Origin of the sequence: Oceanobacillus alkalisoli, assembly GCF_021556485.1 — a bacterium.
Classification (GTDB): Bacteria; Bacillota; Bacilli; order Bacillales; family Amphibacillaceae; genus Oceanobacillus; species Oceanobacillus alkalisoli.
This window is the reverse complement of sequence record NZ_JAKGBW010000007.1, coordinates 23407-37989: the sequence shown is the minus strand read 5'-3', so window position 1 is coordinate 37989 and position 14583 is coordinate 23407. Positions and strand designations below refer to the sequence as shown.

16 protein-coding genes are annotated in these 14583 nt (G+C 39.9%); 4 read left to right on the top strand and 12 right to left on the bottom strand.

What is annotated here, in order from left to right; genetic code table 11:
* The 3 genes from LZD48_RS08730 (at position 1) to LZD48_RS08720 (ending at position 2373) form a co-directional block, all read left to right on the top strand.
* Complete coding sequence (locus LZD48_RS08730) at positions 1–849, top strand: metal ABC transporter permease (RefSeq protein ID WP_235762348.1); 849 nt, start codon at positions 1–3, stop codon at positions 847–849.
* Positions 849–1262 (top strand): Fur family transcriptional regulator, encoded by a 414-nt coding sequence (locus LZD48_RS08725; RefSeq protein ID WP_235762347.1) that lies wholly within the window; start codon positions 849–851, stop codon positions 1260–1262. The genes LZD48_RS08730 and LZD48_RS08725 overlap by 1 nt, the downstream gene beginning before the upstream one ends.
* A 652-nt stretch (positions 1263–1914) precedes the next feature.
* Complete coding sequence (locus LZD48_RS08720) at positions 1915–2373, top strand: SH3 domain-containing protein (RefSeq protein WP_235762346.1); 459 nt, start codon at positions 1915–1917, stop codon at positions 2371–2373.
* A gap of 47 nt (positions 2374–2420) precedes the next feature.
* On the opposite strand, the gene LZD48_RS08715 is transcribed toward LZD48_RS08720, so the two are convergent.
* The 12 genes from LZD48_RS08715 to LZD48_RS08660 all read right to left on the bottom strand — a co-directional run bounded on the left by LZD48_RS08715 (position 2421) and on the right by LZD48_RS08660 (position 13781).
* Complete coding sequence (locus LZD48_RS08715; protein ID WP_235762345.1) at positions 2421–3227, bottom strand: VLRF1 family aeRF1-type release factor; 807 nt, start codon at positions 3225–3227, stop codon at positions 2421–2423.
* A gap of 132 nt (positions 3228–3359) precedes the next feature.
* Positions 3360–4652 (bottom strand): hemolysin family protein, encoded by a 1293-nt coding sequence (locus LZD48_RS08710; protein ID WP_235762344.1) that lies wholly within the window; start codon positions 4650–4652, stop codon positions 3360–3362.
* 208 nt (positions 4653–4860) lie between these two features.
* Entirely contained in the window at positions 4861–6156 is a 1296-nt protein-coding gene (locus LZD48_RS08705; protein WP_235762343.1) for a C40 family peptidase, read from the bottom strand.
* Positions 6157–6555: 399 nt separating this feature from the next.
* On the bottom strand, positions 6556–7185 hold the full coding sequence (locus tag LZD48_RS08700; RefSeq protein ID WP_235762342.1) for a response regulator: 630 nt from the start codon (positions 7183–7185) through the stop codon (positions 6556–6558).
* On the bottom strand, positions 7182–8258 hold the full coding sequence (locus tag LZD48_RS08695; protein ID WP_235762341.1) for a sensor histidine kinase: 1077 nt from the start codon (positions 8256–8258) through the stop codon (positions 7182–7184). Before LZD48_RS08695 ends, LZD48_RS08700 begins: the two co-directional genes overlap by 4 nt.
* Positions 8255–8983: a cell wall-active antibiotics response protein LiaF gene (liaF, locus tag LZD48_RS08690; protein ID WP_235762340.1), complete on the bottom strand. Its 729-nt coding sequence runs from the start codon at positions 8981–8983 to the stop codon at positions 8255–8257. The genes LZD48_RS08695 and liaF overlap by 4 nt, the downstream gene beginning before the upstream one ends.
* Positions 8984–9074: 91 nt before the next feature.
* Entirely contained in the window at positions 9075–9713 is a 639-nt protein-coding gene (locus tag LZD48_RS08685) for a PspA/IM30 family protein (protein ID WP_235762339.1), read from the bottom strand.
* Between the two features lie 25 nt (positions 9714–9738).
* Positions 9739–10083 (bottom strand): lmo0954 family membrane protein, encoded by a 345-nt coding sequence (locus tag LZD48_RS08680; protein WP_235762338.1) that lies wholly within the window; start codon positions 10081–10083, stop codon positions 9739–9741.
* A gap of 235 nt (positions 10084–10318) precedes the next feature.
* A complete protein-coding gene (locus LZD48_RS08675; protein ID WP_235762337.1) occupies positions 10319–10924 on the bottom strand; it encodes a DedA family protein in 606 nt (201 codons plus the stop codon).
* Between the two features lie 96 nt (positions 10925–11020).
* Positions 11021–12007, bottom strand: coding sequence for an LLM class flavin-dependent oxidoreductase (locus LZD48_RS08670; protein ID WP_235762336.1), 987 nt, complete (start codon positions 12005–12007; stop codon positions 11021–11023).
* A 96-nt stretch (positions 12008–12103) separates the two neighbouring features.
* The gene (locus tag LZD48_RS08665; RefSeq protein WP_235762335.1) at positions 12104–13159 is read right to left on the bottom strand and encodes a M42 family metallopeptidase; all 1056 of its coding nucleotides are present in this window, start codon (positions 13157–13159) and stop codon (positions 12104–12106) included.
* Between the two features lie 49 nt (positions 13160–13208).
* Entirely contained in the window at positions 13209–13781 is a 573-nt protein-coding gene (locus LZD48_RS08660) for a DUF1836 domain-containing protein (protein ID WP_235762334.1), read from the bottom strand.
* A 125-nt stretch (positions 13782–13906) separates the two neighbouring features.
* Here LZD48_RS08660 and trhA point away from each other — a divergent pair, with 125 nt between their 5' ends.
* Positions 13907–14554, top strand: coding sequence for a PAQR family membrane homeostasis protein TrhA (gene trhA / locus LZD48_RS08655; RefSeq protein ID WP_235762333.1), 648 nt, complete (start codon positions 13907–13909; stop codon positions 14552–14554).
* The last annotated feature ends 29 nt before the right edge of the window (positions 14555–14583 follow it).

Here is a 14583-nt window from a genome sequence, read left to right as displayed (position 1 = left end):
ATGCTAGCAGATTTTTTTAACTATGAATTTTTACGATATACATTTCTAACCGGACTATTAATCGGAATAATAGCCCCATTACTCGGAACCTTTATAGTCGTCCGCCGTCTTTCCTTAATTGCAGATGCTTTATCACATGTTACGCTTGCGGGGATTGCGTTTGGATTAATGATGGAAAAATTATTTCTTATCACCTTCTCTCCCCTATACAGTGGGATGTTCTTTTCTGTAGTCGGCTCCATCTTTATTGAAAAGCTGCGTACAGTCTATAAAACGTATCAAGAGTTGGCGATTCCGATTATCTTATCTGCAGGTGTCGGCTTAAGTGTGATTTTCATATCGATAGCAAATGGATTTAATACAGATTTATTCGGATATTTATTTGGTTCGGTTTCAGCTGTTAGTCAAAGTGACTTTTTACTGATTTTTATTATATTTATTATTGTTGTTGCGGTCGTCACCTTTTTCTATAAGGAACTGCTTACTCTTTCCTTTGATGAGGAACATGCAACAATATCAGGCATTCATACAAAACATATCCACTTGCTATTTATTGTATTAACTTCCCTTGTTATTGCGGCTTCCATGCGCATTGTCGGAGTATTACTCGTATCTGCCCTCATGACGCTTCCAGTTGCTGCTGCAATGCGAATTGCGAAAGGGTTTAAACAAATGTTGTTTTTATCTATTTTGTTTGGCGAAATATCTGTTATTATTGGTATTATAAGCGGATATTATTTAAGTATCCCGCCAGGTGGAACAATTGTCATGATTGCCGTCACCATTTTATTGCTTGCAATCGGGTTTAAACGGAGTCGGAAATCACAACAAGAAATGAGGGAAGCCTAATGAATTTAAAAAAAGCAATGGAAATGCTAAGGAAAAGCGGATATAAATCAACTGGGCGCAGGAAAGATATTTTAACCTTTTTTGAAGAAGCGGATGGGTATCGGACTGCAAAAGAGCTGCATCAGTTTATGGAAGAGAAATATGGAGGTATCAGTTTTGACACTGTGTACCGGAATTTACATCTATACGACGAGATGAAAATTTTGGAAAGTACGGAGTTAAATGGAGAAAAACACTTTCGGATGAAATGTGCGACTCACCACCATCATCATTTCATCTGCAGTAATTGCGGTAGGACAAAAGAAATTAATATTTGCCCGATGGATGAAGTAGAAAATAAACTAAAAGATTACATGATTGAAGATCATAAATTCGAAATCTACGGTCTCTGCCCCGGGTGCCAAGTCGCTTAAATAACTAACTCAACAAAAGTTTTTTGCATGAACTGCTGATTACTTTCATTCAGCGTAAGTGTTTTGCTTGTTCACTAATTTAGAGCACTAATCGCCGTTCAGTTACCCGGAGGACGGGTGCGCATCCTTGGGCACGGCCTCAGCCTCGACGCAAAGGACGTGCTAATGCAGACGTTGCCATAGGACGTGGCGTTCTTAGTCTGCCTCGGAAGAAAACCGCTTCCTGCTCAGGTCTGGACACGTGGTTTTCCCGTAGGAGTCACCGTCCTCCGGGCAACTGAACTGGTATAGATGATTATTTTAAATAGAAATTATTTCGTCACGATAAAGATTATACCTCTGGAATATTAAACAGTAATCCAAATTTGGCCTTTCCGGGGAGCAGGCCAGACACCTCGAGACTCCTGCCGAGGATAGGCTTGGTGAGACCCCGCAGGACGTTAGCCCGAGGAGGCTCAGCAGGTGCGAGAGGTGTCTGGACTGCGGACCCTCATGAGAAAGTTGCACCTACGCTGAATGAAAGCAATCCGTCACTTCTCTCGATTACAAAAGTATATACAGCTGTTCATGCTGCGAAGAGTAAGTAATAAAAGACTTTTTCGTTTAATTCGTGTATACTACTACTAGATATTATAATTTAGGAGTTTATGAGATGAAAAGAACGAAAGCTTTTATTGCAGTTATTCTTACAATCGTTGCACTTGCCTTCATCGTTTTCGTCGGCATCATGCAACAGAAATTTACAAATCCTGACTTTGCTTCTATGCCAACTCCGCAAACAGATACTGAGAGCGTCACATCAGATGAAGAGAGCGAATCGGATGATGAAACGGATGCAGTAGCTGGAGCTGTTGGTTCAGTTGTAACTGAAGACGAGTCCGATGAAGACAGCACAGAAGATGCCGAGGACGTGGAAGTATCGACCTCAACAAGAACCGTACAAGTCGAAACGTTAAACGCAAGAAGTGGACCTGGGATTGATTATGATTTGGTCGGTGTGCTTATAATGGACCAACAAGTTGAAGTGGAAGACCGTGGTGATGAATGGGTCAAAGTAACGACTGATGAATTCACCGGTTATGTAAATGCAAAATACTTATCTGAAGAATAAGTTCTAAAAAATAAGAAGAGGCGGGATAGATCCGCCTCTTCTTATTTTTATGCCAACACCTCATCCAGCACTTTTGTTTCTTCATGGTCAAGCATATTTTTTTGTAAAACAGCGTCGATTGGACGATGCATGAGTTTCTCGAGATCTTTCGTACTATCCCCTTCTCCAACCATGTAAAGCCGTTCCCATTGGTTATCTTTCGCTATTTTATCTAATTTCGGAGCAATCTTTTTATACCAGCGATGCTGATTGGCTGAAAATCTTGACTCCAAACTATCTTTTTGAACATTAGGACCACCGGCCCCTGCAGTAGACGGACGTCTTGGCCCCTGCTTTATTCTCCAATCTTCTGTAGCTACATCAAGTTCGAAATATGTCGTGTCCATAATTCGATTCGTCTCTGAATCAATCACTTTAATTTGATTCTGTTGTACAAGAATGATACCAAGCTTCGGATATCTTTCCTTCAATTCAATAAGCTGATTAATTTCCGGTGTTTCTTGCCAATAAAATTTATCCTCCAACCGCATTTGCACACACTTCGCAAACCAAATATCATCATCTGCTGTAGCATAAATAATAATACCACGCTGGAAATGTAGTTCATTTTCCTTTATAAAATCCATCGCTTTCTTTTTCACTTTTTTAAAGTTAGCTAGTTCTTCTTTATTGTCATCTTGTTGTAAGTATGTTTCAAAGTTCCTCATTCCGTTCTTCAAATGGATCTTCCATTCTCCACCTTGCTGATTCGGGTCTGATCTGTCCGTGTTCAAATACATCGTGAATACTTTATTCGATCCTTCTTTCCGCACATCCTTAAGCCAATTGATTGTTTCCGTAATCGTAAGACTCACTCAGGTCGCCTCCTAATAGAAAAGATAAATTCTTCTGCTAGTATTTATCCTTAACAGGAGGTAGTTAAACATATAACAGCTACAAAAGAGAACAAAAAAAGCGGGCAAAATGCCCACTTTCTATATGAACCCTTATGGTTTGATAATCTTTACTTTTTTAATCTGATAACCATCCATTTCCTCTATTACGAAACGATGGTCTTTATATTCAATAATAACACCTTCCTGTGCGTCAAGATTGGTTGTAAACATCCACCCACCGATCGTATCGACCTCATCATCATCCAGTTCGATGCCAAGAATTTGCTTCACATCTTCCAAATGAAGCTTTCCCGAAACGATGACGGTTTTATCATTTACTTCCTGCACGTCAGGTATCTCATCTTCATCAAATTCATCACGGATATCGCCGACAATCTCTTCTAAAATATCTTCAACCGTTATTAAACCTGCTGTTCCTCCATATTCATCATTCACGATAGCCATATGGATGCGTTCTTTCTGCATTTTGAGCAGGACTTGTTTGATTGGTGTTGCTTCCGATACGTGGAGAATCGGTCGGATAAACTGATTCGTTGTAACATTTTTATCCTGATGATACCCGCTAAGGATTTCTTTTAAGTTGACTAAGCCAATAATATTATCTTTGTCCTCATCTGCAACTGGGTATCTCGTATACTGTCCATCAAGGATGACATCTAAATTCGACTCTAAACTATCTTTTCTTAAGAAATATACCATTTCTGTCCGAGGTACCATGATTTCCCTTGCTACTCGCTCATCAAATTCAAAAATGTTGTTAACATACATCATTTCTGCTTGATTAATTTCACCACTTTTATAACTGTCAGCAAGAATTAAACGAAGCTCTTCTTCCGTATGTGTCTCCTCATGGCTGCTGATTGGCTTGAAGCCCATCGCGCGGATAATCAAGCGAGCTGTACCGTTTAAAAGCCAAATGAACGGGTAAAGTAAACGATAGAACCAAACGAGAGGCCTTGCAATAAATAAAGTAACCTGCTCCGCCTTTTGAATAGCAATCGTCTTTGGTGCAAGTTCTCCAATTACAACATGAAGAAAAGTTGCAATTAAAAAGGAAATCACAATTGCTATCGTTGTAACCATTCCAGTACTAATATTAAAATATGAAATGACTGGATGGAGCATTTTCTCAAATGTCGGTTCTGCCAGTCGTCCAATCCCTAATGCGGTGATTGTTATTCCAAGCTGACACGCTGATAAATATTCATCCAAGTGGGTAATTACTCTCTTCGCAGCAATTGCGGATTTTTTCCCCACTTCGATGTGTGGTTCAAGTTGTGTACTTCTTATTTTTACAATTGCAAATTCCGCCATTACAAAAAATGCGGTTAAAGCAATTAGTACAGCAACTGCAAGTAAGTTGATTATGGGCAATACGTCCAATTAGTGTTCCTATGCATAAGCAATAGGAACTTCACCTCCTAAGTACAAATAGATTTCATTTAATTTCGAGATTGTTAAGTATTATTGGCTCCATTTTATTATAATATATACAGCCATACCCGTCTATATGGATGATTTTATTTTTTAAAATTTAATAAAAACACGAAAAAATCCACCCTGTAGGATGGATTTTATGAATTGTTTATTATTATCTTACGCTGCGCACATGGCCGTTAAACTTGTCTGCCCAGTACCCGCTAGACATGTCTGCTACTGCAAGACCTGTAGAGTTCTGTGCACCGATAAACTTACCGCCACCAAGGTATATACCTACGTGACCGTTTGTTTTATAAGTATTGAAGAACACGATGTCTCCTGGTTGCATGTTACTTGCAGAAACTTTCGTACCAACTCCTGCTAGTCCTCCAGTGCTTGACGGTACGGAAATCCCGCCTTGGCCGAATGCCCAAGATACGAATCCAGAACAGTCAAACCCGCCTGGTCCTTTACCTCCCCATACATATGGAGTGCCGAGGTGAGCGAATCCAGCGTTCATTGCAGTCTGAATACCACCGGATGCTGCTGGTCGAGAAGAAGATGAATTGTTTGACTTCGACTCTTCTTTTGAAACTGTTGATAAGTTATTGTTAGTTGATTTATTGCTGGTAGAATTATTATTTTTTGAGCTGCCTGCATTTGTGTCATTACTTGCAACGCGCACTTCAGGTGCAGGTTGTGTTAATTCATCAATGTTTTGTCTTACATCTCTTTCAAGAGAAGCTAGCTCACTGTCTTTTACTTCAAGATCTTCTACTTTTGCAACGAGTGCAGCTTCTTTATCTTTAATTTTTGCTTTTTTATCTTTATTTTGCGCTTGTTGAGACTTGATTGTTTTCTCCATTCCTTCAAGCTCTACACGCATTTCTTTTAATTCATCAAGCTTTGCAATTACCTCTTCTTGTTTCTCTTCGACTTGAACTTTATCCGCGTCGATTTGTTCCATTAATTCGGCATCAGAATCGGTAATTTTGTTAATTGCACTTACACGGCTGATGAAATCCATGAAGTTTTGCGAGCCGAATAACACTTCCAGATAAGAAATGTTACCACCATTCTTTTGGTAAGCTACTGCACGTTCTTTTAAAATGTCGAAGCGTTTTTCAATCGCTTCTTCAAGTTCTTTGATTTCTGCTTCGAGCTCGTCCACTCGTTCTTCTGTTTCCGTAATGGATTTTTCATTTTTCACCATTGTTGCTTTGTTTTCGTCAAGCGCTTTATTCACGCGGTCAATTTCATCGTTCAATTTATCTAGGTCTATTAATAAATCAGCAATCTCCGCTTCTGCGTCAGATAGGTTAGCTTTAATCGTTTCTCTTTCATCTTGAATTTGCGTTTGTTTGTCCTTCAAGTCATCAATTGATTCTGCTGATGCATGATCAGTAAAAAACACACTGCTTAAACCGACCACTGTTACAGTAGCCATCGTCACTAAGGTCTTCTTCAATTTCTCGCTCCCCACTTCCTCACTACTATTGCATCTTTTTATGTATGTTCGTGAAAGCCGCCTGCAAATTCGTGTCATAAATTTATATTATGTATTATTTTCAATTCCAATGGTATTGTAACACCGAAAAATTGCAGTCGTGTTATCGTTATATTACAATTATGTTTCAATTAATGACAAAATATTTCCTAAAAAGCAAAAAACACGCAATACTCCTTGGGAATACTACATGTTTAGACTTATTTTTACTAGAACAGAAATGAATGAATTTCATAATTACCAAAGTCGGCTTTTCCATCACCATATGTAGTTGGGAACGAACTAACTCAACTACATATGGTGATGGTGAAGCATTAAATACGTATTATGAAATTCATTAAAATAAGTATTATTTAAAAATTAAACAAGATTGTGCTGGAATGCATAAATCACTGCCTGAGTTCGATCTTGTACTTCCAATTTCGCCAAAATATTACTGACGTGAACTTTCACGGTCTTCGTTGCAATAAATAATTCTTCAGCAATTTCTTGATTCGTTTTTCCGGCTGCAAGAAGAAGTAATACTTCTCTTTCTCGTTCTGTCAATTGCTCATGCAGTGCTTCTTCTTGTGGACTGCGCATCTTGTTCATTAATTTCCCTGTTACTTCTGGTTCCAGAATCGATTGGCCCGCGTGAGTCGAACGGATTGCGTCAGCTATTTTGTCCGCTTTTGAAGTTTTCAGCAAGTAGCTTTTTGCACCTGCTTCGAGAGCGGGGTATACTTTTTCATCATCGAGGAAGCTTGTAACGATGATAATCTTCGCTTCTGGCCACTCGGCAAGGATTTGCTTTGTTGCTTCAATTCCATCCATCCGCTTCATCACCAAGTCCATTAAAATGATATCAGGTTTCAGCTCCAGTGCTAGCTTGACAGCCGGTTCCCCGTCGTCCGCTTCTGCTACCACTTCAATATCCGGTTGCGCAGACAGGTAAGATGCTACACCAATTCGCACCATTTCGTGATCATCGGCAAATAATACTGTTATCATCGTTCTTCCTCACTTTCTTTCCTAACGGATACTCTTTCTTCTTGACTCGCCACTGCAGGCAGTGGAACTTTTACTTCAAGCTTCGTACCTTGATTTGGTAAACTGACAATTTTGAACGTACCACCAATTTCATATGCTCGTTCCCGCATATTATGGAGTCCATAAGAACCAGTATGCACCTGTTCCATATCGAAACCTATCCCATCATCTGAAATACGCAAAATTACCGTTTCATCTCGTTTAATCAGGAGTACATGAAAACTTGTAGCTCTCGCATGGCGCAGCGTATTCGACATTGCTTCTTGAATAATTCGAAAGAGCTGATCTTCAATTCCTTTATCAACGGCAAGTTCTTCTGCTGTCCATGTTATATCCATAGAAACTTTCTGCTGCATTTCGACAAGTAATTCTTCCACCCCTTGAACAAGGGTTTTCCCTTTTAATGCAACCGGGCGCAGATGTAGTAGAAGTGCCCGCATTTCAAGCTGAGATTGCTGCAGCATTTTCTCCACGAGTTGCAATTTCCTTTTCATTTCGTCGTTTTCAGGGAAGTTTTGCAAGTTTATTGCTGAGATCATCATTGACGCGGCAAAAAGCTGTTGACTGACAGAATCATGTAACTCCCGGGCAAGCCGGTTTCTTTCTTGGACAACGATCTCTTGTAAACTCTTTTCTCGTTCTTCTGCCCGCTCCGTTGCAATTTTTTGCGCATTTTCCGTCTGTTGGTCGATACGGGATTGAATGAGTTCTAAGCGTTTTTCAATTGCTTTCAATTCATGATATGGTTCTTTTTCCTCATCAAGTCGTTGGCCTTTACTTAACCGATCAAGCTTCCGTTCAATCCGATGCAGCCGTTGTCTCCAATACCAACCGGTCGATATCCCAAAAATCGTCCCTCCTACCAATACGAAACCGGCTAGCCAGATTAAAAATGAAACATTGCCAATCTCCGTTTCCCATAAAACTGTATAACTACCCAGCGAGAATACAGTGAATAAAAGCGTAATTATGGCCACTGTCAGTAAAATACTAAATAGGATTCCGGTAAGAATATGGCGGATAATCGTACTCATATGCGCTTCACCTCAATATCTCCAGAAAATAACGAGGTGACGACTTTAACTCTTGTTGTTGCCGTATCATAACCCGCTGTTTGATAAAAAATCGATTTATTAAACAGTTTTTCATGACTTTCGTGGAATATAAGAGCATTGCCGAAAACAGCACTATGATGGATGCTCACTTCCACTTCATAAGGTACATATATTTCAATATTTCCTAACCCGTGGCGAATCGAAATTATCGCCGTATCGTCAGGAATAACCGTGTTACTTAAATCGATCACCTTGTCACCAAACAGTCCGTGTATATTCACGTCCTTCCACTGATAAGCGGTTTCTTCTGTGAATTGATCATCAAATGCTGTGTGATTAAATAATGGTTCCACACGACTAAGCGGTTCCTTCAGTGCATCTGCATCCGGCAGTTTCGGATAGACCCGATCCGTTCTTTTCGTGGAATCATAGTATCTCATCGCAAAAATAACAATTGCTGCGATAATAAGGAATCTTACTGCCATCAGACTAAGTATCGAAAAGATTAAACCAATGAGACTAAGCCAAAAAACAATTTTTCCCCAGAGGGTGTCAAAGCTCTTCCAGCTGACGTAAACAAAAAATCCGCAAATAATGGCAGGTATAATTGTCCCTCCAAAGGAAAATACAAATTCAGCCACAAGAAGGAGGATACCAATAATCAGAATCCAGTTATATGATTTTGTCGGTATTTGCTTGAACATGAAAGTCCCCCTCCTTTAATTTCAATAGTTTAAGGCGCAGAGATCATCTACGCCTACTTAGTATATCATTTTCCTTGATCGTTATCGCATCTTATTGTGCATTTTCTTTTCCTTGTAATTCTTTTTCCAGTTTAGCAATCTTACTGTCGAATGTGCTCTTATAATAGGAACTATTCACCTTGTACTCCAAATTCTCGATGTATTGCTCGAGTTCAGCGAATTTCGCAAATGGTTTATCGGATACATCATCAATAACTTGGTTCATTTGTTGATTTGCTCTTGCAATATTTTCTCTTCCCATTAATTCCATCCGGCGCATATGCATATCTTTCAAGCGGTGTTTCATTTCTTCATATTTATTCTCAAGTGCAATAAGCTGTTCAATTGTTTCTTCCCTGCTTTGTTTTAAGCGGGCAGCTCGCTTTTCATATTCTTCATACTCTTTCACCGCAAATTCATATAAATCGGTTTCGCCGGCTTTCTCCGCAATTTCGGCTTGTTTCTTCCGTTTGTCTGCCAAGTCTTGAGCTTTTAAATATTCGCGGGAAAACTCATCCTTTAACTTATACTGACGTTCAATCATTTTTCGAACCTTTTCTTTTTCCTGCTCGCTTTGACGTAAATATTGATTTAAAGCAGCAACTGGGTTCTTTTCCTCTTTCTTATCCATTAAATGATGCAAGTCTGCAGAAATATTATCCATGATACGTGTAAAAATATTTGTTGTCATAACACATTCTCTCCTTTTATTAGATTTAGCGGTTTAAGTCTGCCCATTCACGTTCAAAATTCGTAAATGGATCGTCATCCTCCATGGTGTGGACAACCGGTTCTTCCTTCCAGCTTTTATAAATCAGATACAATACATAAACAGCTGCGACACCGATAATTGCGTAGATGTTCGACAAGCTGATGCTTAACACGAGCAATCCAACAACAATCCAGCCGATCTTAGCTGCTACCCTGTCACTTGTAACAAACTTTTTAAACACAATATACAACAACCAGAGACTCAACCCTAAAATAATCATTGGTCCAATATTGGCAAGCAACACGAAAAATGCAATTAAACCTCCAATAAAGAGTAAAAATTTCTTCATGTGACAGCCTCCTTTCTTGATCTTGATTCCATCTTACCGTGAAAACCAAAACCTGATAATCGGCCCCAGACATAAATTCAACTAAGCCCCCAGACGTATTTTGACTAAGACCAAGTGGAGCGTAGGGTCAGAGTGTTTGTCCCACTGCGTCCGAAACATGGGGTCAGTGTAAATGTCCCAGCTATACGAACCTAAAAAAGTGCATAAAAAAAGAACGGCATAGCGCCATTCCTTTTTATTTTCTTCTTTTCTTTATATATAAATATGCCACCAAGATGAGCCCAACTCCAAGAAGCAAATAAACAATTATCGAATACACGTCCATAAATACTAAAATGGATTCCCAGTTCTCACCTAGGAGGACACCAACTGATACAAGGATTGCATTCCAAATCAATGTTCCTAGCATCGTTAAGAGGAGAAATACAGAGAATTTCATATTTGACATCCCGGCCGGAATAGAGATAAGACTGCGAATGAGCGGTACCATCCGACAGAAAAACACCGTCCAATATCCAAATTTATCGAACCAAGCGTCTGCTTTATGGATATCTGCTTTTTCAATCCGAAGAATATGGCCGTAGCGTTCGACAATCCTCTCCAAGCGTTCCACGTCAATCAGGAGGCCGATGCTATATAATATCATCGCACCGATAACCGAACCTAATGTCGCTGCTATCATGACCCCAATTACCGTCAAGCTCGTATATGTAGTCATGAACCCTCCAAATGGAAGAACAATCTCAGAAGGGATGGGCGGAAATAAATTTTCTAACGTCATCATGAGAAATATGCCTAGATAGCCGAATTTCTCCATTATATATGTGACCCAGCTTTGCATGCCTACCTCCTGGTTTTTAAATGGATTTAGAGTACCCCTGCTTGTCCAAGCATTCTATATACTATAGAAATATGCAAACTATCTTGAACTTAGAAGTTATAATCCAAATTCGCGTGCAATCAATTCATATGATTTTTTACGGGCGGCAAAATCATGGGTGATTGTAAGAATCATAAACTCGTCCGTCCCATATTCTTCACGTAGTGACTCAAGCGATTTCCGGATTGTATCCGGCGTTCCGTTGATTTGACGGTAATCCGATTGATGTAAAGATTCGAGGTCTTCATCTGTAAATGTATATTCATTTACATCAAGGATGGAAGGTACTTTTCCATTCCCCTCTCCTTTAGCCTGCATCAATTTCCAAACTTGATTGCTTTTCGCAAGCCTTTCCGCCTCCTCTGTCGTCTCCGCACAAATAACATTCACCGTAACAATTGCTTGTGGCTCTCCTTCTTGAAAATTTTCAAAATAACCCCGCACAATTGATGCGCCATCTGCTTCACTCATAAAATCACCAAACACATAGGGCAAACCTTTCTCGAGCGCCAACACGGCACTTTTCTTACTCGTGCCAAGTAGCCATGGAACTGGTTGCTCTTTCGGAACGGGTCGGGCGGAAACCTTGGAAAAAAGATGTTCTTCAGGAAAATCACGGTTCAAGAAATGGAGTAATTCATCCAGTTTTTCTGGATAGTTTTTCACCTGCTCAAGAAAATTATCTACAAGCGCGATTGATGCTTCCGCTGACCCACCCGGCGCACGTCCAAGTCCAAGGTCAACTCTTCCCGGATATAGCGTGGCGAGCAAATTATACCTCTCCGCAATCTGGTATGGTTTATAGTTTGGTAAAAGAACTGCGCCGGAACCGATGCGAATGCGCTGCGTTTTTGAACCGATAATACCAAGGATGATATCTGGTGCAGGGCTTGCTAATCCTGTGAAGTCATGGTGCTCGGCAATCCAATAGCGGTGAAACCCTAACTTGTCCGCCGCAACAGCGAGATCGATGGTCGCTTCCAGTGCTTCTTTTGCAGTTTTGCCATTCGGAATAGGGACTTGATCAAGAATACTTAATTTCATCTTTTATACCTACTTTCCTTATTCGAACATGAAATGGGACAATGCCTCCGTCCCCAATGTCCCACTGGGACAAATGCTCTGACCCTCGTGTCCCGGTTATATGTCCACTTGTTTGGTTTGGATATAGTGGTAGAGTAATTGTTCGGTATTTTTCAGGGAGTCTTCATGGGTGCGTTCGTATGCGTGGGAGGCGTCGATCCCCGGGCCGATGAGGCCATGGATGATATCGTGTCCGCTCCGGATTGCTGCCGATGCATCAGATCCATAATAGGGATAAATATCGAGCTTATAGCCGATATGATTTTCTTCAGCTAATGCAGTTAAATTCTTGCGCAGCCCATAATGGTACGGGCCGCTGGCATCTTTCACACAGATAGAAACCGTGTACTCATCCGTTGATTGACCGTCTCCCATTGCCCCCATATCAACTGCTAAATATTCGACCGTCTCCGGTGGAATATTGGAATTTCCTCCATAACCGATTTCTTCATTATTGGAAATCAGAAAATGAGTTGTATAAGGAAGACTAAGTTTTTCATCTTTGATTCGTTTCATTAACTGAATAAGCATCGCAACACTTGCTTTATCGTCCAAGTGACGTGACTTAATGAAACCATTCTCCGTTATTTCAACCCGAGGATCAAATGAAACAAAATCTCCTACCTCAATGCCAAGCGCCCGCACGTCTTCTGCGTTTTCTACCTTGGCATCAATCCGCACTTCCATATTTTCTTGATTACGTTTAGCGTCCCGCGCATTTTTATAGACGTGTACAGATGTCTCATGATGTAAAATCGTCCCAGTGAAGATTGTCCCAGCAGACGTTTCAATTTCACAATACTCTCCATCAATCGAGTGATACGTAAAACCGCCAATTAAATCTAAACGGAGCCGACCGTCACGCTTAATTTCTTTCACCATCGCACCTAACGTGTCAACATGGGCAGTAAGCATACGATGCTCCTTTTCATTTTCGCCCGGAATTGTCGCTATTAATCCACCTTTTTTATTTCGCTTATGTTCAATCTGTAAGTCATTCAAAACATCTTCAATAAAGGAAATTACGTTATCAGTATTCCCAGATGGACTTGGAATCGAAACAAGTTGCTTAATTAAGTTTTTCGTCTCAGAAATGTTTGGATAAGTAGCCAATGTCATTCTCCTCACTCTTTTTCCTTCATTTTATCATAAGCGATTAAGCTTAGTCCTTTTTCAATTCCTTACCTACAATCTCATCAACTAATGCTTCAGCGGATCGGCGATAATAATTGCTCATATTAACAAAGGATAGAATGAGCAACACCTTATTCAAATAGCTGTCACTAAGCTGCTCGGCATCCACGTCTTCCACTATTTCCCTGCTATCCTCATGAAAACGTTCGAGATTATTTCTCGAAAGCTTTAAAAAGGATTCATATAATGATTCGAGATTAAAAGTCTCTTCCATCATTTGTTCATTCAATGATTCAAGTGTTGTCTTAATATCCCGGATTGCAAGAATCGTCTTCATCTCATAAATCAAATCAATGAGCATAACATGTTCCGGGGAGTATTTTTTATTTTTTATCGGGAAAAATAATTTCCCCTTGGAATAATTATTAATCATTGTTTTCGTTAAAATCTTTTCATCTGTTGTCCGTTTCGTTTTTTCATACTTTTTTTCAAATAATTGGATGACCTGGTCCATATACAAATCCAGGTTAGGTATATCATGGCTGGATAGTCTTGTATCCAGCTGTAACTGTCGCAGCAAGTTTTCTAAATTGTTTTCCATATCTAAATTCCTCCACATTTTCAGCATCAGCGGTTGACTGAACACTATAAACTATGTTATAAAATTATTATAACACTAACACATAGTTTTAAAAACTACTTGTAATATCGAAAGGGGTTTTCCAGTTGAATCAGTACATTAGAGAACCGATTAACAGCCTGACACATTGGGCAGGTGCAGTTCTTGCTATATTTGGACTAGTAGCAATGATTATAAAGGCCGTCACTGAAGGGTATTCTATAATCGGCTTGACAGCTGTCATTATCTTTGGAGTCAGCATGATTTTACTTTATTCGGCATCTGCAACGTATCACATGGTCATTGCAAAAGATAAGGTGATAGCTTGGCTGCAGCGGATTGATCATTCGATGATTTTCGTCTTAATTGCTGGAACCTACACCCCTTTATGTATCATTGCATTGAATAACACATTAGGCTGGACTCTATTTGCTGTCACCAATGGCCTGGCGATTCTTGGTGTCATCTTCAAACTGACATGGTTCACTTCACCAAGATGGCTTTCCACCATGATTTATCTTTTAATGGGCTGGCTCGTTATCTTTTTCACTGGAGAATTAGCACCGGCACTTGGTACAGGTGGAATGGTCTATCTCATCCTTGGCGGTATCGCCTATACAATCGGCGGAATCATTTATGGTTTCAAACCAGAATTTCTCCGCTTTAAAAATTGGGGCTTCCACGAGATTTTCCATATTTTCATCCTATTCGGCAGCTTGTTCCATTTCATTTGTATTTATTGGTATGTTATATAGTAAAAAAAAGCGTGAGGCGGGATAACTGC

Coding starts and splice junctions, on each gene's coding strand:
- LZD48_RS08730 (WP_235762348.1), top strand. CDS start 1: ATGCTAGCAGATTTTTTTAACTATGAATTTTTACGATATACATTTCTA.
- LZD48_RS08725 (WP_235762347.1), top strand. CDS start 849: ATGAATTTAAAAAAAGCAATGGAAATGCTAAGGAAAAGCGGATATAAA.
- LZD48_RS08720 (WP_235762346.1), top strand. CDS start 1,915: ATGAAAAGAACGAAAGCTTTTATTGCAGTTATTCTTACAATCGTTGCA.
- LZD48_RS08700 (WP_235762342.1), bottom strand. CDS start 7,185: ATGATAACAGTATTATTTGCCGATGATCACGAAATGGTGCGAATTGGT.
- LZD48_RS08695 (WP_235762341.1), bottom strand. CDS start 8,258: ATGAGTACGATTATCCGCCATATTCTTACCGGAATCCTATTTAGTATT.
- liaF (WP_235762340.1), bottom strand. CDS start 8,983: ATGTTCAAGCAAATACCGACAAAATCATATAACTGGATTCTGATTATT.
- LZD48_RS08685 (WP_235762339.1), bottom strand. CDS start 9,713: ATGACAACAAATATTTTTACACGTATCATGGATAATATTTCTGCAGAC.
- LZD48_RS08680 (WP_235762338.1), bottom strand. CDS start 10,083: ATGAAGAAATTTTTACTCTTTATTGGAGGTTTAATTGCATTTTTCGTG.
- LZD48_RS08675 (WP_235762337.1), bottom strand. CDS start 10,924: ATGCAAAGCTGGGTCACATATATAATGGAGAAATTCGGCTATCTAGGC.
- LZD48_RS08670 (WP_235762336.1), bottom strand. CDS start 12,007: ATGAAATTAAGTATTCTTGATCAAGTCCCTATTCCGAATGGCAAAACT.
- LZD48_RS08660 (WP_235762334.1), bottom strand. CDS start 13,781: ATGGAAAACAATTTAGAAAACTTGCTGCGACAGTTACAGCTGGATACA.